Source organism: Streptomyces sp. NPDC005303 (genome assembly GCF_040607335.1).
Lineage (GTDB): Bacteria > Actinomycetota > Actinomycetes > Streptomycetales > Streptomycetaceae > Streptomyces.
Window position 1 is genome coordinate 1 of the sequence record NZ_JBEXGM010000029.1, and the last position, 20402, is coordinate 20402.

A 20402-nucleotide genomic window follows, 5' to 3' on the forward strand; every position below is an offset into this window, starting at 1 on the left:
GCTCGCAGACCGCTACCGCGCCGGACTTCGCCTCGCAGCACTCATCCTCTGGCTCCGCGAACCAGCCGGGTGATCATTTGTCAGACAGGCCCTAGGGCATGGCCGTCCGGCGGTGTGCACCGGGCAGAGCTCTGATTGACTGTCCGGCAGTCAGGTGGGGAGGGGCGGCACATGGACTGGTTCCGGCGCGGGAAACGGTACGAACGGGCCCGAGCTGCCGCAGCGGCCGCCCGGGCGGCGGAGTGGGGCGGCGGCCCGGAGGGGGAGGCGCTGGCCGACCTCCACACCTTCCGGGACGAGGTCCTGGCGCTCACCGCCCTCCCCCCGGACGTCGAAATCCTGCTGTCGGACCTGGCCGTCGGCTGGGAGGACGTCACGCCGGAGCGCCCCGCCCTGACCGTCCTGCCGATGATGGAAAGCCGGGGACTCGTCGCCCTGCCCCGGGGCGGCGACGGACTGCGGCGGATCACGTTCCCCGGACGGCTGCACGCCCTCATCTCCTCCCACCGCACCCCGGAGGAGATCCGCGCCGGGCACCGCCGCGTCCTCGCCCGGGCCGTCACCCTGCCGCCGGAGGGCGGCCACTGGTGGCAGCTGCCGGTCGCCGAGACCTACCTCTGGCACCACCTGCCCTGGCACATCGCCGCCCACGACCGCGCCGCCGCCGAACGACTGGTCCAAAACCCCCGCTGGCAGGCCGCGAAGGTCAGGGTCTGCGGCGTGGCCGCACTCCGCGCGGACCTGGCGATGTTCGACACCCCCGAGATCGACGCGGCCCGCCGGGCCGTGGACCGCGTCGCCCACCGCCTGGAGCGCCGCGCCTGCCCGGACCCGGTTCTCCGGGCCGGGCTGCTGCTCGACGCCCTGGCCGGCGAGGCCGTCCTGCGGGCGGAGGCCGACCTCCTCCGGCAGGAACTGCAGGAGGAGGCCCCGGGTCGCGTCGCCACCGACCTGACGTCAGCCCTGGTGGGCGTGCTGCCGTCCCCGTCGTACGTCAAGGACGTCGCCCTGGCGGCGGACGGCAGCTGGCTGGTGACGGCCTCGGGCCACAAGGCCAGCCGGATCCACGACGTTGCCGACCGGAGCGTGCGGCACGTCCTGGGCCCGACCGAGGGGATCCACGAGGTGTGCGCGATCACGCCGGACGGCAGCCGGGTCATCACCGGGGACTACGACGCCGCCCGTTGGTGGGACGCCGCCACCGGCCGGCACCTGCGGTCGGTCGACGGCTGGACCACCCAACTCGCCCTCGACCCAGGCGGTGCCTGGGTCGCCACCAACACCTCGCCCCGCCCCGCGGTCATCGACAGCACGACCTACGCGATCAGACGGCTCGGGAAGAAGTCGGACCCCCGCGCCCTCGTCGGCGCCATGGCCTGCTCCCCGGACGGCCGGACCGTCGCCGTCGGCGACCAGAACGGGCGGATCCAGCTGTGGGATCCCGTCTCCGGCAAACTGCGGGCCGAACTCCCCACGTCACCGGGGTCCGTCTACCGCCTGGCCTTCGCCCCCGACGGCAGCTGGCTGGCCACCGTCACCCTGGACGGGGTCCGGATCCTGGGTCTGCCCGGCGGCCGGGAGCGCCTGCACATCCCGGGCTCGCACCGGTTCGCCCTCGGCGATGGCGGCCGCTGGCTCGCCGTCCCGGGGGACACCGTCCGCATCCACCGGACCGACACCGGCGAACTGCTCGGCGAGTTCACCCCGGACCGCCGCGGCAAGGACGCCCACCACGTGCGGACCTCGCCCGACGGCCGGTACCTGGCCACCTGGCACCTGGGCAGCGCCTCCATCCTCGTCTGGGACGCCCGACGGCTCGTCCGCTGACACACAGGGACAGCGCAGGAGAGCCGCCCGGTGCCGGCCCTTCACTCCCGCCATCGAGACCCTCCGCAGCCCGATCCCCGCTCCCCGGCACCCGCAGCCGCCCCGACGGCCCGATCCACATCGCCGTCCAAGTACACCCCGGCGACGAGTGGGACATCCTCACCGGCGGCCCCGTCCCGGACGGCCAACTCGAGCCTTGGGCGGTGGGAGCGGCTGGAGCGGGAGCTCGGGCGTGGTCCGCCGGCGCACGGCTGGGAGGAGGACCAGTGCTGGACGCTGGGTCGAATCCGTACGCTGATCGCCCGGCTCTTCCACGTCGGGTACACGGTGCGGGGCGTGGAAGCTGATGCGTCGGCACGGCTGGTCCGCGCAGGTCTCGGCCCGCCGCGCGCTGGAGCGCGACGACGGGGCGGTCCAGGCGTGGAAGGGGGAGGTGTGGCCCCGGGTAAAGCACCGCGGCGGCCCGGAACGCCTGAATCTGCTTCGAGGACGAGGCAGGTCAGGGGCTGAGGCCGCCGAAGGGCCGGACCTGGGCACTACGCGGGCAGCGGCCGGTGGTGCGGGATCCGTGGCGGCAGTCGGGGCAGGGTGTCCATCGCCGGCGTCTCCTGCTTCCACCCCGACCACCCGTCGCGACTGTTCTCGTCAAGCGCAGCGACGACATGTGGGGCTTCGTCGTGCTTCCCAAGCGCTGGATCGTGGAGCGGTTCTTCGCCCATCTGATGCGAAGCCGCCGCCTCGTGCGGGACTACGAACGGTCCACCAGCAGCGCGGAGGCGATGGTCTACTGGTCGATGACTCAGCTCATGACCCGCCGCCTGGCCCGGCCACGCTCTTCGCGATCGTGAACCGGCCCGGCGCCGGCTCGGCCAGCCACCCGCGCGCTGTCAGCCGCTTCGCCTTCGACCGCAACGCCTCGATCTGCGCGGGCACCAGGTCCAGACCGAAGTAGGCCGCCATCTCCTGGCAGGTCAGCGGGCCTTGACCGAGACGGTTCCGGTCCGCGAGAGCCTGCCGGATCCGCTGGTAGTCCGCGGACAGGGCCGACCAGGCCAGCCCCGCACGCCACATCGGCACCACCGATTTCGGTTTCGCCGCCTCCGAAGACGCAGGCCGCACCGGCGGTTCACCGCGATCCGACGGCTCCTCGACGGCATCCGGGTCGGCGGCGTTTCCTCCGCCCGGAGACAGCACCTCGTCGACGCGTGAACGGGCGATGACCCACTCGTTCCACTCCCGCTCCGCTACGACCAGCTCGGCCTGGATACGGTCGGCCTCCTCCCGCAGACCGTCCATACGACGGCGAGCGGTGAGCTCACGCTGTTCCAGCAGCCCCACGACCGATGGCATCCCCGACCTCCTCCAGAGCAACAACTCGACAGGTCACCACTCCCCGAGACCGCCGAACCTACGCCTGACCAGCGGAAACACGACCCTCAAGCCCGGAAGGACAACAGCTTCTCAGAACCAGTGGTTGCAGAGTCGGCTAATGTCCGAGCATGGCGGAGAAGGACATACTCGGGACAGCGCCAGATGACCCTGTGGCAGCCAAGTGGCAGGTCGTGCGTGAGATGGACGCGGGCCTCATCGACAAGGCCCTTGTAGAGGCGGCATACGCAAACCCTGCCCTCCGGGCTCTGTTTCCCCTGGTCAGCCATGGATCGCTGCAGTTCAGCCGGTGCACCCGCTTCCCTTGGTCGCAAGACCTGCCCATGATCTTCCCCCTCTTCGGTGGACGATTTCGCGTGCGGCAGCTGCATGGACCGCAAGGCTCGGGACAGGAACAGGTCGGTGAAGCCGACTCCGCCGAAGATGCAGTCAAACTCGTAGCCTCACACCTTCCTGCAGGCTGCGGTCCCGCCGTGGACGGCACACCCGACGTCCTCGAACCGCTCAGCTGAGTCAGGTAGCTTGTCCGGCTGCGGTGCGTACGAGCCGGTAAGGCCCGGCCGCGTCGCCGGACTGCCACGGGTGAGTCGACGGACCATGATGCCGATCATCGCCCAGCGGATCACGGTCTCGTACCGGGCCGGAATGGTCTCGTAGTCGCGGGCGAGGCGGCGGTGGGCGGTGAGCCAGGAGAAGGTGCGCTCGATCGCCCACCGCTTGGGTGGGACTTGGAAGCCACGCTGGCCAGGGACTTTGCGGACGATGACCAGCTCGCGGCCAGGGATCTGGGCAGTCCGATCGACCAGGCGGCCGGCGAAGCCCTGATCCGCCCAGAACTTCTGGATCTGCGGGTGGTCGAGCCGGGCCCACAAGAACTGTTGACGGGCGCCGTCGCGGTCCTGGACGCTCGCGGCGACGACGCGGACGCAATGAGCAGGCCGAGGACGCCAGTGACCAGGAACCTCTTGCGACCCTTGACCTCTCTGTCGGCGTCGAAGCCCCTGGTTGCGGCGGGGACGGTGTCAGCGGGACGGATGGACTGCGAGTCGGGCGGCATGCCTGATGCAGCCGCCAGCACACACGCTTGCAGGATCAGGCGGTCGGTCGAGGTAGGCGATCGCACTCCAGTACATGAGAATCGTTCGCCCAAGCGTGCAACCGTACGACCCTCACATATGTCTCATACTGTGACCACCAGTCCCCGACGTCTCATAAGGGGGCGTCATGTACACCCGCCATCGCCTCACGGCCATCACCGCGAGCGCACTCCTCCTGGCCGGCACCGCGGCGTCGACCTCTGCCGCCGCCGCATCCCCGGCACCGTCCACGAGTCTCGTGGTCAACGCCAGGATCTCCGGTCACTGCTCCTTCGACCGGGTCGTCATCGATGTGAAGGGCAAACTGCCGCCGACCACCGTCACGCGTGTCAAGGAACTCCGCTACGACAGCTCGGGGAAGAAGGTCCCGCTGGCCGGGAAGCACTTCCTGGAGATCAAGCTCTCCCCAGCCGCAGCCCACAACAACGCGGGCAGGAACGTCTACAAGGGCCCGCGCCTGATCAAGCTGAATCTGCCGAAACTCAAGGGCTTCGCACTGACCGGCGACTTCGAGGGCGTCGTCACCTTCGGCGCCGCGTTCAACACCAGGCCCTCCTACACGACGAAGCAGCTGCACCGCCCCGAGCGTTTCGTCCTCGACATCGCCCACCGCAACACCTGCCGTTCCTCGCACTGAGGGTGCATTGACGGATGCTGGGGTCGCGCGCCGCCTCACACGATGGGCGGCGCCGGGTGTATCTCGTCAGCGGCGTGTCCCGTACGGTCGTGGACCCCCTGGACCGCCGCTGCCGACGCCGGCTCGACACGCACCCGCCGACCAGCGATCACACAGGCGGCGAGGACACGGGACCCCACGACGCTGTCCGGACATGTGCTCAGCATCAGCCACCACCAGATCGGCGTCGTCGTCCGTGGTGAACCGCTGCGGGTCTGATGGAGGCTCCGGACTGTCCCGAGTTCGGTGGACTCGAGTTGCCCCCCTCATCGCAGCGGAACGGCTCGAGGTCGTGTACGAGACCGTTCTGAGGTACTGGCGGGACGACTGCTGTGGATCTCGCCCGCCCTGCACAGCCGCACTCACGACCTGACCGCGGCCCGCACCCCCCGGATCATCCGACTCAAGTCCTGGCAGATCTTCCGCAAGGCCCGGTGCAGCCCGAACCGAATGTCGTCGATCGCCAAGCCGTCCTCACCCTGGAGCGGCAACGCCGAAACGCTCACTGCTCGACTCGTGGCCCGCCGTCGAACGGGACACCCGACGCGCCCAAGCCCTACGCGCCAACACCCCCGCTCTCACAGCAGAGGCGGAAGCCGAACTGCACCGCCCTGACGCGCACGTGGTGCCGTACCGCCGGCCGCAGCCTCGGTGAAGCAGGCCAGGATGGCTCCGCCCAAGACCACATTCACCACCTCATCAAGACCAAAAACCTGGCCGACTGGACCGGGCGTACCGGGGACACCGCCGGAACCGCATTCGCCTTCGCCGAACTTCTCACCGACCAGATCCGCGACCTGGGCGAAGACCACCCCCACGCGCTCTCGATGGTGAGGGGCGTCGAGGCGGCAGGTGTCCAGCGTGGATCATCTCGCCCGAGATCACCCATGTCGTCGCGGGCGTCGGCCCCTTCTCCGTCTACCCGAGTTCACCGCGACGGAGGGCGTCCCTTATCTCGCTGAGCTTCGCGGTCGTTGCCGGGGTCCGCTCTTGTGCTTGTTCAGCGAGTCGGAGGGCATCGTCGATCTCGCTGAGCTTCCTGGAGGACAGGACGGCCGCCCGCTCTATCAGGTCGTCCCGGGACACGGTGGTCAGCCACGTGCACGGGGTGAAGCCTGGACGCGGGAACGCGAGCCGCAGCACGCCTTCCAGCGGCAGTCCTTCACCGGCGCCGACCGTCACTTCGATGCCCACACCGCTGATGTCGAGGCCCGCCGGAGCGACGACCTGCATCACCTGGAACCCGGACGCCTCGTCTCCTGACAGCAGTACGACCAACCTCCGCTCGTCGAACTGGACCCACCAGACTTCGCCACGTTGCACAAGCCCTCCGATACACAGGACGGCAGGCAGACGCTGCGCGACCTGACGCGGTGTGGAGACGGGTGCGGCGCCGTTGATCATCGGTGTGTGAAGGCAAACGATCATGCGGTGGCCGCAGGTCATAGCGTAGACCCTGCCTGCTGGCAGGAGGCGTTCGAGGGCCTAATGAGCCGGATAGGGGGACGCTTCACACGGGTCGAATCCCGACGCCGGGCCCGGGAGTTGGTACTCGGCCTGTTGTCGGACCTGCCGCGCAAGAACTGCTGGACCATCGCCGAGTGGGCCGGGGACAGGCCCCCGGACGACATGCAGCACCTGCTCGGGAGGGCGAATTGGGATGCCGACCAGGTCCGCGACGAGGTGGGTGATTACGTGGTGGAGCATCTGCACGACGACGAGGCGGTGCTGGTGGTCGACGAGACCGGCGACGTGCAGGCTGTCCACCGCGGACCGGGCCAGCCGTGAAGTGACGTGCCACAGCGGGGCGTGTCAGGGTGTCAGCCGTCTCCGCAGGACGGGGCACGTTTGACCGGCAGGACACCGGGCTCGCCCTCGGTGACACCCGTGATGTTCAAGGCGGCGTCGCGACGGCCCACGCTCTTCACGGTCCAGTCATCAGGCATGCGGGAGAGCCCTTCGGCGTCCCGTTTCCAGATGACACCGTTCCGGTCGCGGAACACCATCCAGCGGACGACGCCGGGTGGCCGGTCATCCGGCGCGTAGGGCGGCCCCTGACCTTCCTTGTCGGTCCACCCCTTTTCCGTCACAACCGTTTCGGAGCAGGGCGCCAGGACCGGGAGCTGCAGCACATGAACCGGCCCCGCTTCTGCGGGCGACAGGAGCAGATCGGCTTCCGACACCGGATCGGGCGAACTGTTGATGACATGTAAGCGCTTGACGAAAGGGGTCGGGTATTCCGTCCAGTAGGACACGCGCAGGGCCTGGGACCGGGTTTCCTCATCGGCCGCCTCGTGCGCCTGCTCCAACTCGCCCTGAGAGACGAGCGCGTCGTAGAGCGTGGACACACCCGTGAGGAGCAGTCCTGCGAGAGCGGCGACGACCGCCGTGATGGTGCCGGCTCTGCCCCAGTCGATGCTGTGCCACTTTCGAAGGGGTCCTGGTGGCCTGCGGGATCTGGCTCGGACCCGGCCAGGTCCCGGCCGCCACCTGGCCAGTCGTACCGCCGTAGTCCGTTGGCGACCGGTACCCACCATGCGATCCTCCCCTTTGCGTCCGTCGGAAAGTGAGGACGCAAGGGCTGTCTGCCCGGAAGCGCCGTGCCCTACGACACCGGATGTGTGGGCAGGAGACAGCGCTGCTGCGGCGGAAGCCGGCCGTCCTCGCCCTCAGGGACGAGGACCTCATCGGCACTGGCCAGGTCACCATGCAGAGCAGCCTCGACCACGTCCGGGACAGGTTCGGCCCCGGCGTCATCGGCCCGGCCGCCGTTTAGCCGCTCGACGATGGCCGCGCAGCTCGCGTGTTGATGTGTCGCGTATTCGCGAGCCGCTCGATGCGTGGGCACGGTGAGTGATCGCTTGGGGGCCGTGGCGGCCTCATGCAACTACCAGAGCCAGCGGTCGAGGAACTCGGCCCAGATGAACCCGTGGCAGCCGTCGAAGGCAGGTGGATCGATCTTCTTGAGTTCGTCAGCGAGGATGCTGAGCTCGGCCAGGGCTTCGTCCTCGCGGTCATCCGGATCGCTGAGGATCTCGGATTCGCTGACGTGCAGGCCGTAGTGGTGCAGAGTCCGCAGCCACAGGTCGACGGAGGAGTTGGCGAACCATGCCTCGCCTTGAGGAAGGACGTAGTAGACCGTCCCTGTACCGGGTTCGACGCCGAACGACCATTGCAGTCCCGGCACGAGGTGGCCATGGTGATTCTGGGTGAGGAGGTAGAGCGACTTGCCGGCTGACGTCTGGAGTACCGGAGCCGCCTCGGCCTGGAACGGTACGCACTCGATCAACTGATCAACGACAGGGATCCCGACATCAACAAATAGTGCCTTCTGTTCGTCGGGGATCTGCCAGCCCGACACGGCTGCCGAGTCTGCCCTTGTGACGTTCCCGGGGCCGGCCCAGGCAGTGAGTTCGTCAAACGTTGGCATGAGAGTCCTTTCGCGGCCGGCTGCGATGCGGACCCTGTCGAGCCGGGCTGACAGACACGTGACCCTATCGGGGACGACAGTCCGGGCCGGCGGCCGGGGAAGAGCCACTGTGAACTTCTGCTGCTGGCTAGGGCAGTTACTGGCGGGACTGGATCTACGTCCGCACCAGGTCTGCGACGGGCTCCGGCCGAGATCATCTCAGTTGCAGGGGAGGGCCGATCCCATCGATCCTGTGGACTCAGCATGTAGGACAGGGAGGGCACATGGGGTTGGTTCTCTTCCCGGGCGATGGGGACAACAGCAGCCTGGATGTCTCCTGGTCCTACGGTGGCTTTGACGCGTTTCGGCGGCGCCTGGCTCATGCCGAGGGATTCACGCTCTCCGAGATGCGGGGCTTCGGCGGCGATCGGCTCTGGAGCGAGGTGTCCACCGTGCTGGAGCCACTGCTCGATCATCCTGATGACGGTGGCGGCGACCTCACGCCTGCCGCCTGCCGGGTAATCCTGCCCCGGCTGGAGGCGATCGCCGATGACTGGGCACAGGGCAGCAGCGACCCGCTCCTCCGCCGGCACGTCGAGGACGCCCGCCAGTTGGCCGGCGTCCTGCGGATCTGCGTCGAGAAGCGCGTCCCGCTGATCTTCCTCTGAGCCCGCAAGGCGGCAAAGTCCTTAGCTGGACAGCTTTGAAAGGTTGTCCTGCATCCCTGGTCGACGTTCCAGACGACCGCCTTATGGCGCGGTGGCAGACATGTTTGTCGGGTTGGACTGCACGGTTGCCGGGATGTCCAGGAACGCGTCGAGTCGCAGCCGGCCACCAGGGTGACGCGGTCGATGTCGCCGAGCTCCCGTTGGATCCCGACCCCCCGGATGCCCGGAGTACGTCTGTTTTCAGCCATGCCTCTATAAGGTCCCTGCACGGAAAGGTACTTCCGCACATGAGCATGCACCTGACATCTTGCATCCACCACTCGTTTCGTACGATCCGGCCGGTGCCAACTCAGCACGGCCGGGCCGTCTCCGGAGGACGCATTGATACCCCACATAGCCGGCCGACCCAGACGCACGCTGGTGCTGGCGGCCACGCTCGGCGCCGCCCTCGCGTTCGGCGCCCCGGGCGCCCTCGCGGGCACGCTCCCCGTCGTCCCCTCCACCGCGCCGGCCGCCAAGGCCCACGCTCCGGCCGCCGTGCCGGCTTCGCAGAGTGCGGCCTGGGTGGCCGGGACACGTGCCTATCTGGTGATCACCGCCCCCGGTGACAGTTCGGCGGTCCGCTCGGCGATCACGGACAACGGCGGCACCGTCTTCTCGAACTTCGACGCCATCGGCGTGATCGTCGCCCACTCGGCGTCCAGCGGATTCGCCGCCACCATGCGCGGCGTCACCGGCGTGCAGCAGGTCGGCGCCACGCGTACCTCGGACGTCCCGGCCGAGGCCTACAACCCGGCGCTCCCGGCCAATCCGGCTCAGGCCTCGACCCCGGCCGGAGAGCCGGTCCGCGCCGACATGAGCCAGATCAAGGCCGACCAGGCCTGGGCCGTGAACCCAGGCTCCGCCTCCGTCACGGTCGGCATCCTGGACACCGGTGTGGACGACCAGCACCAGGACCTGGCGCCCAACTTCGACGCGGCCGACTCGGTCTCCTGCGCCTACGGCAAGCCCGACACCCGTGCCGGCGCGTGGCGGGACGTCGACACGCACGGGACCCACGTAGCGGGCACCATCGCCGCGGCCAAGAACGGCAAGGGCGTCGTCGGCGTGGCCCCCGGGGTGAAGATCGCCGCGGTCCGGGTCGCCGAGCCGGGCAACTCCTTCTTCTTCGCCGAGAACACCATCTGCGGCTTCGTCTGGGCCGGTGACCACGGCTTCAAGGTCACCAACAACAGCTATTACACGGACCCGTGGCAGTTCAACTGCCCGGACAACATCGACCAGGCCGCCATCATCGAGGGCGTCAAGCGCGCCCAGGAGTACGCCGAGAGCAAGGGCTCCCTCCAGATCGCCGCAGCGGGCAACGAGAACTACGACCTCGCACACAAGACGACCGACTCCGCGAGCCCGAACGACTCGACACCGGTCACCCGCACCATCACCAATGCCTGCCTCGACATCCCGACCGAGCTGCCGGGCGTGGTCACGGTCGCCGCCAACGGCACGGGCGTCACCAAGGCCTCGTTCTCCAACTACGGTCAGGGCGTCATCGACGTCGCGGCGCCTGGCAGCAACGTGTACTCCACCGTCCCCGGCGGCGGCTACGGCAGCAAGAGCGGCACCTCGATGGCCACCCCGCACGTGGTCGGCGTGGCGGCACTCATCGCCAGCGCCAACCCGGGCATCACCCCGGCGCAGCTCCGCACCAAGCTGGCCGAGCAGGCCAACGACATCGCCTGTCCCTCGGACAGCCGCTGCACGGGCACGACGGCCAACAACTCGTTCTTCGGCGAAGGACAGGTCGACGCCCTCAAGGCGGTTGGGACCACCCCGCCGCCCGGCAAATACTTCGAGAACCTCGCGGACTTCGCCATCAACGACAACGCGACCGTGGAGAGCCCAATCGCCGTAACCGGAGTGACCGGCAACGCCCCGGCCACCCTCAAGGTGGGTGTGGACATCAAGCACACCTACATCGGTGACCTGAAGGTCGACCTGGTGGCGCCGGACGGCACCGTCTACACGCTGCACAACCACGCCGGCGGCAGCGCCGACAACATCGCACAGACCTACACCGTGAACGCCTCCTCGGAGGTCGCGAACGGCACCTGGAAGCTGCGCGTCAACGACAACGCCGCCTCCGACACCGGCAAGATCGACGCCTGGAACCTGACCTTCTAGCGCAGGGCCCGGCAACGCCCGCGTACAGCACGCACAGCGCCGGCGACAGCTCCCCACACGCGGGCGCGAACAAGGCGGCCTGCGGTCTGTTCGGCCAGGGCTGCCAACCGCCGGGCGGCAGAGGGCATACGGGCCCCAGCGGCGGTGTACGCCGCGGTTGGGGCCACCATTCCGGAGGCCTCCAGGAAGGCCGCGGACGGCCTGTAGCCGGTGTCCAGCCCACTGTGCCGGCTCCCTGACCAGGTGCAGGGCCGTGTCCGCGTTGACCGTACGGGCAGCGCGGACACCGCCCCGAAGAGTGCCGGCCGGCTCGAGCGGCGGGCCGCCGTCCCGGCCCGGACCACGGAGGCTGCCTCGCCGCGGCAGGCCTACGCCTTGCGCACCAACTCCTGCTGGGCAGCCGCGAGTGACTCTGCGCGAGGCCGAATGCGAGGGAGGGAGGCACCGAGTTCCGCGCACGGATTCGACCAGGCCCCCAACCAGCGCTCCCGCGCCGGGTACGTCATGAGTCGACCAGGCAGACCTTCTCCCCCATCATCAGCGGCGCGTCCGCGGGCCCCTTGACGTACGGGCCGCGCCAGATCACCCGGTGTTCCTGACGGCTGGGATACCACTGCCGCACCGTCTGTGACCACGGCAAAGTGTTCATCTCACCACCGCGGCCGCAACCTGGAATGGCAAGCTGGCGTGTCCGGCGCCTGGACCGCTCTGCGGTCCGCTTCCCGACCCGCCCGATGCTCTGTCCTCAAGGTCCTCAAGGTCCTCAAGGTCCTCAAGGATCCTCAGGATTCCGTGATGTATCCCTCTGTCCAGTGGTCCTCATCGATCACTGCTTCCTCGATGTAGAAGCAGTTGGGCTCGTCGGCGAATCCGGGGAGACTCCGAGCGCGTTCAATACGTTCCTGTGCCCGTTCGCGGCTCGAATAGGTGCCGAGATGTTTGACATCGTCTCCGGCTTCTTCGTCGGACCAGAAGTCGTCGGGGTTGGTGAAGTGCCGTACCTCTCCGTCCTCTTCGGCCTGGTGGTGCACGTGCCAGAGCAGGTAGACGTTGGCGAGTCCGCTCACGATCTTCGCATCCTTTCCTTTTTCCTCTTCGAGAAGTGGGCCCGGGCGGCCGGTCGGTGGACCGGCCGCCCGGGGCAACTGATCGCAGTAGGCGCGACTAGTTGCGGGACAGGTACTTCCTCACCTTGTTATAGATGGAGCCGGGCCCCTTCTTGTAGGGCGGGCGATAGCCGCCGTGCTTCATCACCCGGTCTGTCGCGTGATCCAGCGATTCACCGGAGTGCCTGCGCTGACCCTTCGCGAAGTCGGGGACATCGTTCCCCTTGGCCTTGCCGGACTTCTTGGCTTCCTTCCAGAGGACCTGGACCTTGTGGATCGCCCAGCTCTTGCCGTACCACCAGATGAGGCCGATGATCGCCAGGACGGCACCGACGCCGATGATCGTAAGTACCGTGCTGGCGCTCACGCCGCCCACGGCGAGTCCGACAAGGGCGATCGCGGCCATTCTTCCGTCGAGGTCGACCATGTTGACCGGGTCGCCGCACACGTAGTCGTAGCTGTTGCAGCTGCCGCCGGCGACGGGGTCGACCTGGAGGAACCGGCCGGCTGTCGGGTCGTACAGGCGGACGCCCATCAGGGTGAGGCCGGTGAGGGTTTCGGCAGAGCGCTGCTCATCGCCCAGCCACTCGTAGCGGGTCGCCGCTTGGCCCGCGCGCGGGTTGCCGTACTCGTCGGTGTCGAGGACGGTCGGCGCCAGGCTGGTGTCGGTCGGCAGGGCGAGCGTGATGTCGCCGTGCAGATTCGCCAGCAGCAGGACCGTGTCGCCGGTCTTGCTGGTGGTGGCGGCGAGGTTGCCGTCGAGGCCGTCGACGTTGCGCGTCAGAGCCCCGGTGGCGGTGTTCTCCACGATCCAACGCGGATTGTCCCCGTCGGAGTCGTAGTGGTTGAGCTTGGATCCGGTCTGGGTCCAGGTGCCGGAGGCGTTGGACTCGGTGGTCCAGGAGCGGAACCGGAGGTTGGAGTCCAGGGCCCAGGTCTGGCGCTGGGCGCCGGCGGTCTGCTGCTGGGCGAGGTCGTTGGCGTAGTAGGCCATCGTGGTGCCCGGCAGCGCGGTGGTGCGACCGAAGGCGTCGTAGGTGTAGCCGGTGTTCACCAGGCGGTCGGCGCTGTCGTAGGCGTAGCTGCCGGTGGTGCCGCCCGTGGTGGCGCAGACGGCGTTGGGCGCGGCGACGGCGGTCGCGAGTGCCTTGCGGTTGCTGTTCTTGTCGAAGGTGTACGAGCGGGTCGTGCAGACCGCGTCGGTACCGGTGTCCTGCACCTGGGTGAGGCGGCCGACCTTGTCGTAGGAGTAGGACTGGGAGGCCGTCACACCGGGGGTGCCGGTATGGGTGGCCACCTGGCCCTGCACCGTGGCGGTGATGCTGTCGGAGACCAGCACGGTGCCGTCGTTGTCCCGGGTGTAGGTGCGGGCGACGGGTGTTCCGGCCGGGTCCTGGTCCTGCTCCATGGTGTAACCGCCGGGCAGGCCCTGGCTCGCTACGGTGCCGTCGGCGTCGTAGCGGGTGGAGAAGGCGCCGGCGACGGAGTCGGTGACCGAGGTGGCCAGGCCTCGGGGGTCGATGCCGGTGTCGTAGGTGTAGTTGGTGGTCGACGGCACGCTGTCGGAGACGACGGTGGGCCTGTCGAGTGCGTCGTACTTGGTGGTGGTGGTCGCGCCGTCAGCGTCGGTGTAGGACATCTGCCGGTCGAGTTGGTCGTACGACTTGGTGATGGTGCCGCCGGTGGTGGAGGTCTGCTTGACCTCTTCGCCGGTGGCGGCGTCGTAGGACGTGGTGGTGGCCGGGACGGCCGCACCAAGCCCGCCGGAGGTGGTGACGGTCGTGGGTCGGCCGGCGGTGTCGTAGTCGGTGGTGGTGGTGCGGGTGACGCCGTTGGCGGTCTCGATGACCGTGGTGGTCTGTCCGAACGCGCCGTACTGGACGGTCTTGACGGGCAGCTGCGTCGGGTTGGAGCCGCCGCCGGTGATGGCCGCGGCCGGGCCGGTCTGGCAGACGGCGTCCGCCCACTCCGGACGTCCGCCGCAGGTGCCGGTTCCGTCGCCGGTGTAGTAGCTGGTGATGGTGGTTCCGGCGTCGGCGCCGGTCGAGGCGGGCTTGGCGGTCTTGGTGACCCGGCCCTGGTTGTCGTAGCTGGTGGTCGCCGTGATCGCCAGGCCACCGGGGTCGCTGGTCACGCTGGTGGGCAGACCCATCGACCAGTCGAAGCCGGTGGCGACGGCGCGGGGGTCGGCGAGGAGGTCGGGCCAGGAGCGCGGCTGGGCGCCGACGGTCTGCTTGGTGATCTGGTCCTTCACGACGGCGGTGCCGTCGGTGGGACGGCCGTTGTCGTACTCCTTGACCGTGTGCTGGCGGGCCATGAGCTGGCTTCCCGCAGCGGCCAGGGTGGTGGCACCGCTGGTCAGGTCGGCCGCGAGGGTGATCTGGTGCAGCTGGCCGTAGCTGTCCAGCTCTCGGACGCCATTGGCGTCGTAGACCGAGGCGGTGGACAACAACTGGGCTCGCTCGCCGGTGGACAGGGCGTTGATGCCCAGGTCGGTGAGCTCGTCCTTCTGCGCCTGCGTGGCGCCCAGGGCGAGTTCGCGGTTGGCCGCAGTCAGGGTGCGGACGGTGTTGCCGAACTGGTCGTACTCGGTCACCGCGATGTGGTGGCCCGGGTTGGCGGTGTCGACTTCGCGGCCGGAGGCGTTCAGGTAGTGCAGGGTGGCGCGGGTGTATGCGCCGGACGCCAGGCCGGTCCCGTCGTTGGAGGCGGGTACCTGGTCGGCGGGGAAGACGGCGGTGGCGTCGGTGGGCAGGTCGCTCTGCCCCCAGGAGGCGACCGCGCTCGTGCCCAGGTCCTCGGGTGCGCTGCTGCCGCTGACCGGGACGCCGTAGACGACGGTGCTGGTGGCGGTGCCGTTGGTCTGGCTCGCGCTGCCGGGGGTGAGGGTGGCGCGGGACACCTTCAGCAGCATTCCGTCGCCGGTCGCCGGGTTGGAGCCCGCCTTGCCGTAGGTGAAGCTCCACGGCAGCTGTCCGGGCGGCGTAAGCGTGTTGACGCGTCCGGCGCTGTCGTAGGCGTAGGCGGTCTTCAGCGCGGGGCTGACGCGCGGGTCCCACTGCTCGCGCAGTCGGCCGGCGTCGTCGTAGGCGTACTGGGCCACAGCGACGGCCGTCGCGGCGGAGGCGCCGGGAGCGGTGGACCACAGCTTGATCTGGCTCACCTGGCCGGCGAAGTTACCGAAAGCGCTGGAGGTGGCCGTGGTGGTCGTCGGGTAGACGAACTCCAGCACCCGGCAGCCCTTGACCGACGGGTCGGTCTCACACGCGGCCGGCGTGGTCGCGGTGGTCGCGGCAATGACCCGCTTCGGGCGGGCCAGGGTCTTGCCGCCGACGGTGACGGCCTCGGAGACGACCTTGGTGGTGGAGTTGGCCAGGCCGTCGGCCAGCGAGCTGGTCACCGTCCACGCCGTGGCCGCGGAGTTCACCTTGGAGAAGGTGGTCACCGTGCCGTCGGTGTCGGACAGGGTGAAGTCGCCGGAGGTGAAGGAACCCTTCAGGGTGAGGTCCTCGGAGCCGGTCTCCGGCACCCAGCCGGTCTTGGCCGCGTTGGAGGTGAACTTGATCGTGCCGCCGTCGACGGTCGCCACGTTCAGCGAGGTGGCGGAGGTCTTCACGATCTGCGTGTAGTCGGAGTCGACGGCCTCGGCGACCGTGCCGGACAGCCACTCCTTGCCGAAGATCGGCGCCTGACCCTCCTGAGCCGCACCGGCCTGCGGGGTGCGGGAGGAAGCGGTGCGGGTCACCGTCATGCCGTAGAAGGACGCGTCGGTACCGGAGAGGGCGTAGTCGCCGGTGAGCAGGTTCACCGAACCCGGCCCGATGTTGTCGGTGGCCGCGCCGTCGGCGGCGCGGTCCACGATCACGCTGATCGGGTCCGACGAGGTGGCCGCGTTGTTGGGGCCGGTGAAGTCGGCGCGCACCTGCACGCTGCCGTCCGGGTCCACGGTGGAGGTGGCGTTCCAGGTGAGCTTCGGGCTCTTGCCGCCGGTCAGGGCCAGGGGCCATGAGGCGACCGGCTGTCCGGCGTTGGTGACGTCGGCTGCCGGGACGGGGGTCCAGGTGTCGGCGTCGCCGCGGCGCCAGGAGAAGGTGACCTTGTCGTACTTGGCGGCGTCGGCTTCCGCTGCGAGCGGGACGCGGGCGGCGGTGCGGGTGCCGTCGTCGGGGGCGGTGACGCCGCCCGGGCCGACGTGGAAGGTGTACGACACGGCTTCGGACTTGTTGTCCGCCTTGTCGGTGGCCCGTACCTGGAGGGTGTTGGTGCCGGCCTTGGCGGGGGTGACGCTGAAGGTCACCGGATTGACGCCGGAGGTGGCGACCTTGGTCCAGGTGGTGCCGTCCAGCGACCACTCGATGCCGTTCTGGTCACCGGAGGGCGGGGTGACGGTGAACTTGCCGGCCTGGCCCGCGCCCTTGACCCACTGGTCGGTGGGGTAGTCGGTGGAGGTCACCGACGCCGGGGCGGAGGGAGCGGAGGTGTCGACGGTGAAGACTGCGTACGGGGACCACTCGAGGTTGTAGCTGGTGCCGTCGTAGGGGGTGGTGCGGAACTTGTACGTCTTGCCGTTGGCCAGCAGCCCCGCCGGCACCTTCACCGACGCCGGCTGCCCGGCCGGCACGAACGCCGAGGTGAGGTTGGAGCCGACCTGCGTGCCCGTGGCGTTGTCGGCTATCTGGAAGAAGCCCTGGACCTTGTCGTTGTTCGGGTCGGCGAAGGTGTCCCGCAGGGTGGGGGTGAGGGTGTTGACGTACCAGGCGCCCTTGGAGTCCTTGAAGAACGGCGGGCCCGCCTGCTGGTCCGTGCCGGTACGCGGACGGTAGTTGTACGTGACCGACAGCTTGGGCGGATTGGACGCCGCGTTCGCGGAGTTGACCCGCTTCCACGGCATGCTCGAGGCCTCGTCCGTGGCCCGCAGACCCATGTTGGACGTCGTGTTCTTCGCCGACGCCCACGTCTGCGCCAACGTGGTCACATCCGCGCTGATCCAGCCGTCCGGCTGCGTCGAGCAGCCCGGGTTGCCGGTCGTCGCGGTCGACGTAGCGAACTTCTGATTCCAGGCGGGCTGCGCGGACCCGGCCCAGCGCGAGGCGGTCGAGGGCTTGGCGGTGTCCCACACCTCCCACGGGTACGCCTTGCAGTCGGTGTTGCCCGAGTGGAAGTCCCACAGCGACAGCTTCGCCGAGGAGACCAGCGCGTCGGCGAACGGCGCGGTGTTCCACGTGATGAACGACCGGGCGGTGCGTGCGCTGCCGTCGGTGTTCTTCGTGCCGGGGTTGCCGAAGTCGAGTTCGGTGTCCGCGGACCAGTCGACCGTCTCGCCCTGCTGCACGTAGGTGTCGAAGACGTTGCTCAGCGCCGTGGTGGAGGGGTCCACCGTGACCGGGAACTTCGTCGCCTTGTCGGTGAGGAAGGCGGCGTCCGGGGTGAAGACCAGGTCGATGCTGGAGCCGTGCTGGACGACCTTCAAGGCGACCTTCGCCCGGTGGGTGTGCTCACCGGAGACCGGGTCCACGGTGGCGTCCCACATCACCGGAGCGGGCATCACCGCACGCTTCTTACCCGACTTGGCGTCGGTGAACACCACACTGCCGTCGGCCTGCTGCGCAGCTTTGAGGCCCTTGGCCCTGAGCGGCATCGTGTAGGCGTAACCGCCCGCGGAAGGGCGCTGCTTGATGGTCACGTACTGCTCGAACCCGGACCGGGTGGCCTCCACGACCACGTCCGCGCCGGGCACCGCATCACGGTAGGTCGCCTTCGGACCGTCCAGGACGGGGGTGGGCAGGCCGCCCTTCCATTGCAGTTCGACCTGCTCCTGGCCCTGCCCGAGAGTTACCAGGGTGCGCGCCGCGGCCTTGCCCGCCGCCTTCAGCGAGGCCGGCCTGCTGCCGCCCTTGCCACCCAGGACCAGACCCTCGGGGTGAGCGGCGGGAGCGACCGTGCCGTCGGCACGAGCCGCCAGGTCCAGGTCCACGTCGGTCCACTGTCCGCCGCGCTTGAACCGCACCGGGCCGGCCGCGAGCTCCGTGGTCAGCGACCCGTTCGGGTTCACCCACGTCGTGGACGTCTCCGAACGCTCCGACAGCGCCTCGACCCGCTTGCCCGACAACCGCGCGGCCACCCGCGCCGACGCCAGGTCGGCCGCCTGCGTCGCCCAGTGCCGATCAGCCTTGGCCGCCGCGGCATGAGGTGCTGCGAAGGCCGACTCGCTTCCCTGGAGCAGTGAGACGGATACAGCCAGGGCGAGTGAACCGGCTATGGGCACGGCCACTTTTCGAAAAAGCCCCCGCCGCCATGTGGGCGACGGGGGAAGGTGCTGATGCACTCTCAACCTCCGTGTGAAGACCCTGTGATGGGTCGAGAGGTGAGCATAGGTCGAGGACACGACAAGACGGGACGTCAGATACCGTGCGAAGTGGACTGTTTGATTCCTTAACGCGCATGCGAGGCTCACTAACTTGGCGAGAACTTGACTCTTGGTCAGGAACTGGGAACGGTCTCGTCCGACTGCGTACATCCCGTGAAGATCGCTGAGGTGATCGCCGGGCGTGGCTGCTCCCCTGCCGTAGAGAGTGATCTTTGTCTCTTCACGTCGCCGGTGAACGGCAGCTCACCCTTGCGGCGTACATGACTGGCACTCAGGTCGCGTTCCCTCTTCTGGCTTTGTAGGTGGGAGCGGACACCGCTTGTCGACGAGTTTGGGCAGCACTTATCGATCAGCGAGCCGTGACATGTCGATGAGAACTGACACCGCTCGGTGGCGGAGTCGATGTCTTTCCTCTGCTGTGTGGTGACGTTGGGGTTGCTCTTCGGGAGGTCCTCAGTGGTCTGCTGTCATCACCGGTCGGCGTCCTGTCGTCGAAGGCCGTCGAGGATGACGTTCATCAGTGGCCGTGCCGTGGTTTTCCATTCGTTCCATTCCAGGCGGCTGAGGTAGGCGATCAGCAGGAGGAACCCGTGGGCGTCTACGTCCGTGCGGATGGAACCGGCCGTTTTCCCGGCATCCAGCAGGTGAGCGAGGGCGCCTTCGATGGGGTCGTGGCTGTGGGCGACGAGGTCCTGCCACGCCGTCGGCTCGAGCGCTGCCAGGACGCCGCGCTTGATCTCGGCGTAGTCGATCACTCGGTCGAGCCAGTGACGCAGGGCTTCTGGCCGAGCGCCTCCACCGCCTTGGTGGTGGTGCCGAACCCGGCGTAATCCACGATCAGCTCAAGGTCCTTGTCCGCGCACTCGGTGTTGGACTCCGCCACGCCGGCCAGCCCTTGCCGAGCCGGTCGCAGCGGACGGCGAGGCCTTGGTGTCGAGCCGCGTGGTCACGCAGGCCGCGCCGGGCGCTGCGTCACTGATCCCGGGAGCCGGAGTGGTGACCGCGATGGCAAACCCCGATACCGCTGCCCACGCGCTGGAACGGTTACGGGCCGGTGCTCAGACACAACGCCGACTAGGGCGCGGCGACGCAGCCGAGGTAAGGCCACCTGCCAGCTGCTGCTCACGTCACCGGTGAGCACCTTGACCGCCACAAAGCGGTTGATCTTGGGATCGTGTGCTCCCCAGACCTGTCCGAACCCGCCCGCACCGATCGCCTCGATCAGCCCGTAGCGCCCGTCCAGCACAGGTCCTTCCTGCACCGCTCCCCCTTCCCGCGCTCAGCGCTGACGAGGTTGTGCTCGACTGTGGGTGGGGCGTCGTGATCTTGGTACCGGCGGTCATTGCCTTTCATCGGGCCGGCTTGTAACCGATGGGATGCTGGGCGCATGATCATCGTGTGAATGACTGGATGCGTGCCCGGAACGGTTGGACGATCCTTCTGATCTTCTGGGGGGTCACGCTGACCGGCGGGCTCCTCGGGGAAGCCATGTCGCGGATGGTCTTCGAGCACCACCCCGCGGCATCGGTCACCTCGAACCTGCCTTGGGTGGTGGGCGGCTCTCTGTTCGTGGCCCTCAGCGGCACCGTTGGTGTTCTGCGGCGGCGTCGGCGGCAAGGCTGACGAGCACCGGCAATGCCGTTCCAGGGGTCGGGGATGTGGAGAAGGCGCGCGAGTTGGTG

At 68.7% G+C, this 20402-nt stretch carries 17 protein-coding genes and 4 pseudogenes; 10 read left to right on the top strand and 11 right to left on the bottom strand.

Annotated elements, in window-relative coordinates; genetic code table 11:
- The first annotated feature begins 171 nt into the window (after positions 1–171).
- Together ABZT93_RS30905 and ABZT93_RS30910 are read left to right on the top strand one after the other, a co-directional pair.
- Entirely contained in the window at positions 172–1827 is a 1656-nt protein-coding gene (locus ABZT93_RS30905) for a hypothetical protein (protein WP_356110910.1), read from the top strand.
- Positions 1828–2040: 213 nt separating this feature from the next.
- Positions 2041–2337: pseudogene (locus ABZT93_RS30910) on the top strand (winged helix-turn-helix domain-containing protein); the annotation flags it as partial.
- A gap of 294 nt (positions 2338–2631) precedes the next feature.
- On the opposite strand, the gene ABZT93_RS30915 reads toward ABZT93_RS30910, so the two are convergent.
- The gene (locus ABZT93_RS30915) at positions 2632–3177 is read right to left on the bottom strand and encodes a hypothetical protein (protein ID WP_356110912.1); all 546 of its coding nucleotides are present in this window, start codon (positions 3175–3177) and stop codon (positions 2632–2634) included.
- 221 nt (positions 3178–3398) lie between these two features.
- Here ABZT93_RS30915 and ABZT93_RS30920 point away from each other — a divergent pair, with 221 nt between their 5' ends.
- Entirely contained in the window at positions 3399–3728 is a 330-nt protein-coding gene (locus tag ABZT93_RS30920; protein WP_356111041.1) for a DUF6193 family natural product biosynthesis protein, read from the top strand.
- Here ABZT93_RS30920 and ABZT93_RS30925 read toward each other — a convergent pair.
- Positions 3660–4136 (bottom strand): annotated as a pseudogene (locus ABZT93_RS30925) (transposase); the annotation flags it as partial. The gene ABZT93_RS30920 and the pseudogene ABZT93_RS30925 sit on opposite strands and share 69 nt — an antisense overlap.
- Positions 4137–4440: 304 nt before the next feature.
- Here ABZT93_RS30925 and ABZT93_RS30930 point away from each other — a divergent pair.
- Both ABZT93_RS30930 and ABZT93_RS30935 read left to right on the top strand, forming a co-directional pair.
- Positions 4441–4950, top strand: a complete 510-nt coding sequence (locus ABZT93_RS30930) for a hypothetical protein (RefSeq protein WP_356110913.1) — start codon at positions 4441–4443, stop codon at positions 4948–4950.
- 360 nt (positions 4951–5310) lie between these two features.
- Positions 5311–5483, top strand: a pseudogene (locus ABZT93_RS30935) (IS5/IS1182 family transposase); the annotation flags it as partial.
- 84 nt (positions 5484–5567) lie between these two features.
- On the opposite strand, the gene ABZT93_RS30940 reads toward ABZT93_RS30935, so the two are convergent.
- Complete coding sequence (locus ABZT93_RS30940) at positions 5568–5807, bottom strand: hypothetical protein (protein WP_356111053.1); 240 nt, start codon at positions 5805–5807, stop codon at positions 5568–5570.
- Positions 5808–5907: 100 nt separating this feature from the next.
- Positions 5908–6312: a type II toxin-antitoxin system PemK/MazF family toxin gene (locus ABZT93_RS30945; protein WP_356110915.1), complete on the bottom strand. Its 405-nt coding sequence runs from the start codon at positions 6310–6312 to the stop codon at positions 5908–5910.
- 165 nt (positions 6313–6477) lie between these two features.
- On the opposite strand from ABZT93_RS30945, the pseudogene ABZT93_RS30950 reads away from it, so the two are divergent.
- A pseudogene (locus ABZT93_RS30950) lies at positions 6478–6747 on the top strand (transposase); the annotation flags it as partial.
- 62 nt (positions 6748–6809) lie between these two features.
- On the opposite strand, the gene ABZT93_RS30955 reads toward ABZT93_RS30950, so the two are convergent.
- Entirely contained in the window at positions 6810–7337 is a 528-nt protein-coding gene (locus ABZT93_RS30955; RefSeq protein ID WP_356110917.1) for a hypothetical protein, read from the bottom strand.
- Positions 7338–7606: 269 nt separating this feature from the next.
- Between ABZT93_RS30955 and ABZT93_RS30960 the strand changes: the two genes are divergently transcribed.
- Positions 7607–7765, top strand: a complete 159-nt coding sequence (locus ABZT93_RS30960; protein ID WP_356110918.1) for a hypothetical protein — start codon at positions 7607–7609, stop codon at positions 7763–7765.
- A 111-nt stretch (positions 7766–7876) separates the two neighbouring features.
- Here ABZT93_RS30960 and ABZT93_RS30965 read toward each other — a convergent pair whose 3' ends face one another.
- Positions 7877–8419: an SUKH-4 family immunity protein gene (locus ABZT93_RS30965; protein WP_356110920.1), complete on the bottom strand. Its 543-nt coding sequence runs from the start codon at positions 8417–8419 to the stop codon at positions 7877–7879.
- Between the two features lie 263 nt (positions 8420–8682).
- Here ABZT93_RS30965 and ABZT93_RS30970 point away from each other — a divergent pair, with 263 nt between their 5' ends.
- Entirely contained in the window at positions 8683–9066 is a 384-nt protein-coding gene (locus tag ABZT93_RS30970) for a hypothetical protein (RefSeq protein WP_356110922.1), read from the top strand.
- Between the two features lie 420 nt (positions 9067–9486).
- Entirely contained in the window at positions 9487–11247 is a 1761-nt protein-coding gene (locus tag ABZT93_RS30975; protein ID WP_356111043.1) for a S8 family serine peptidase, read from the top strand.
- 502 nt (positions 11248–11749) lie between these two features.
- Here ABZT93_RS30975 and ABZT93_RS30980 read toward each other — a convergent pair.
- From ABZT93_RS30980 to ABZT93_RS31000, 5 genes are all read right to left on the bottom strand, one after another.
- The gene (locus ABZT93_RS30980; RefSeq protein ID WP_356110924.1) at positions 11750–11896 is read right to left on the bottom strand and encodes a hypothetical protein; all 147 of its coding nucleotides are present in this window, start codon (positions 11894–11896) and stop codon (positions 11750–11752) included.
- A gap of 133 nt (positions 11897–12029) precedes the next feature.
- Entirely contained in the window at positions 12030–12314 is a 285-nt protein-coding gene (locus tag ABZT93_RS30985; RefSeq protein WP_356110925.1) for a hypothetical protein, read from the bottom strand.
- Between the two features lie 97 nt (positions 12315–12411).
- Positions 12412–18618: an RHS repeat-associated core domain-containing protein gene (locus tag ABZT93_RS30990; RefSeq protein WP_356110927.1), complete on the bottom strand. Its 6207-nt coding sequence runs from the start codon at positions 18616–18618 to the stop codon at positions 12412–12414.
- A 572-nt stretch (positions 18619–19190) separates the two neighbouring features.
- Positions 19191–19475 carry a hypothetical protein gene (locus tag ABZT93_RS30995; protein WP_356110929.1) on the bottom strand — a complete coding sequence of 95 codons (285 nt, stop codon included), beginning with the start codon at positions 19473–19475 and terminating at the stop codon, positions 19191–19193.
- Positions 19472–19603 carry a hypothetical protein gene (locus ABZT93_RS31000; RefSeq protein ID WP_356110931.1) on the bottom strand — a complete coding sequence of 44 codons (132 nt, stop codon included), beginning with the start codon at positions 19601–19603 and terminating at the stop codon, positions 19472–19474. Before ABZT93_RS31000 ends, ABZT93_RS30995 begins: the two co-directional genes overlap by 4 nt.
- A 515-nt stretch (positions 19604–20118) precedes the next feature.
- Between ABZT93_RS31000 and ABZT93_RS31005 the strand changes: the two genes are divergently transcribed.
- On the top strand, positions 20119–20343 hold the full coding sequence (locus tag ABZT93_RS31005) for a hypothetical protein (protein WP_356110932.1): 225 nt from the start codon (positions 20119–20121) through the stop codon (positions 20341–20343).
- Positions 20344–20402: the final 59 nt, after the last annotated feature.

Excerpts from the sequence above, each read along its gene's own strand:
- ABZT93_RS30920 (WP_356111041.1), top strand. The coding sequence starts at position 3,399 with ATGGACGCGGGCCTCATCGACAAGGCCCTTGTAGAGGCGGCATACGCA.
- ABZT93_RS30930 (WP_356110913.1), top strand. The coding sequence starts at position 4,441 with ATGTACACCCGCCATCGCCTCACGGCCATCACCGCGAGCGCACTCCTC.
- ABZT93_RS30905 (WP_356110910.1), top strand. The coding sequence starts at position 172 with ATGGACTGGTTCCGGCGCGGGAAACGGTACGAACGGGCCCGAGCTGCC.
- ABZT93_RS30960 (WP_356110918.1), top strand. The coding sequence starts at position 7,607 with ATGTGTGGGCAGGAGACAGCGCTGCTGCGGCGGAAGCCGGCCGTCCTC.
- ABZT93_RS30915 (WP_356110912.1), bottom strand. The coding sequence starts at position 3,177 with ATGCCATCGGTCGTGGGGCTGCTGGAACAGCGTGAGCTCACCGCTCGC.
- ABZT93_RS30980 (WP_356110924.1), bottom strand. The coding sequence starts at position 11,896 with ATGAACACTTTGCCGTGGTCACAGACGGTGCGGCAGTGGTATCCCAGC.
- ABZT93_RS30965 (WP_356110920.1), bottom strand. The coding sequence starts at position 8,419 with ATGCCAACGTTTGACGAACTCACTGCCTGGGCCGGCCCCGGGAACGTC.
- ABZT93_RS30970 (WP_356110922.1), top strand. The coding sequence starts at position 8,683 with ATGGGGTTGGTTCTCTTCCCGGGCGATGGGGACAACAGCAGCCTGGAT.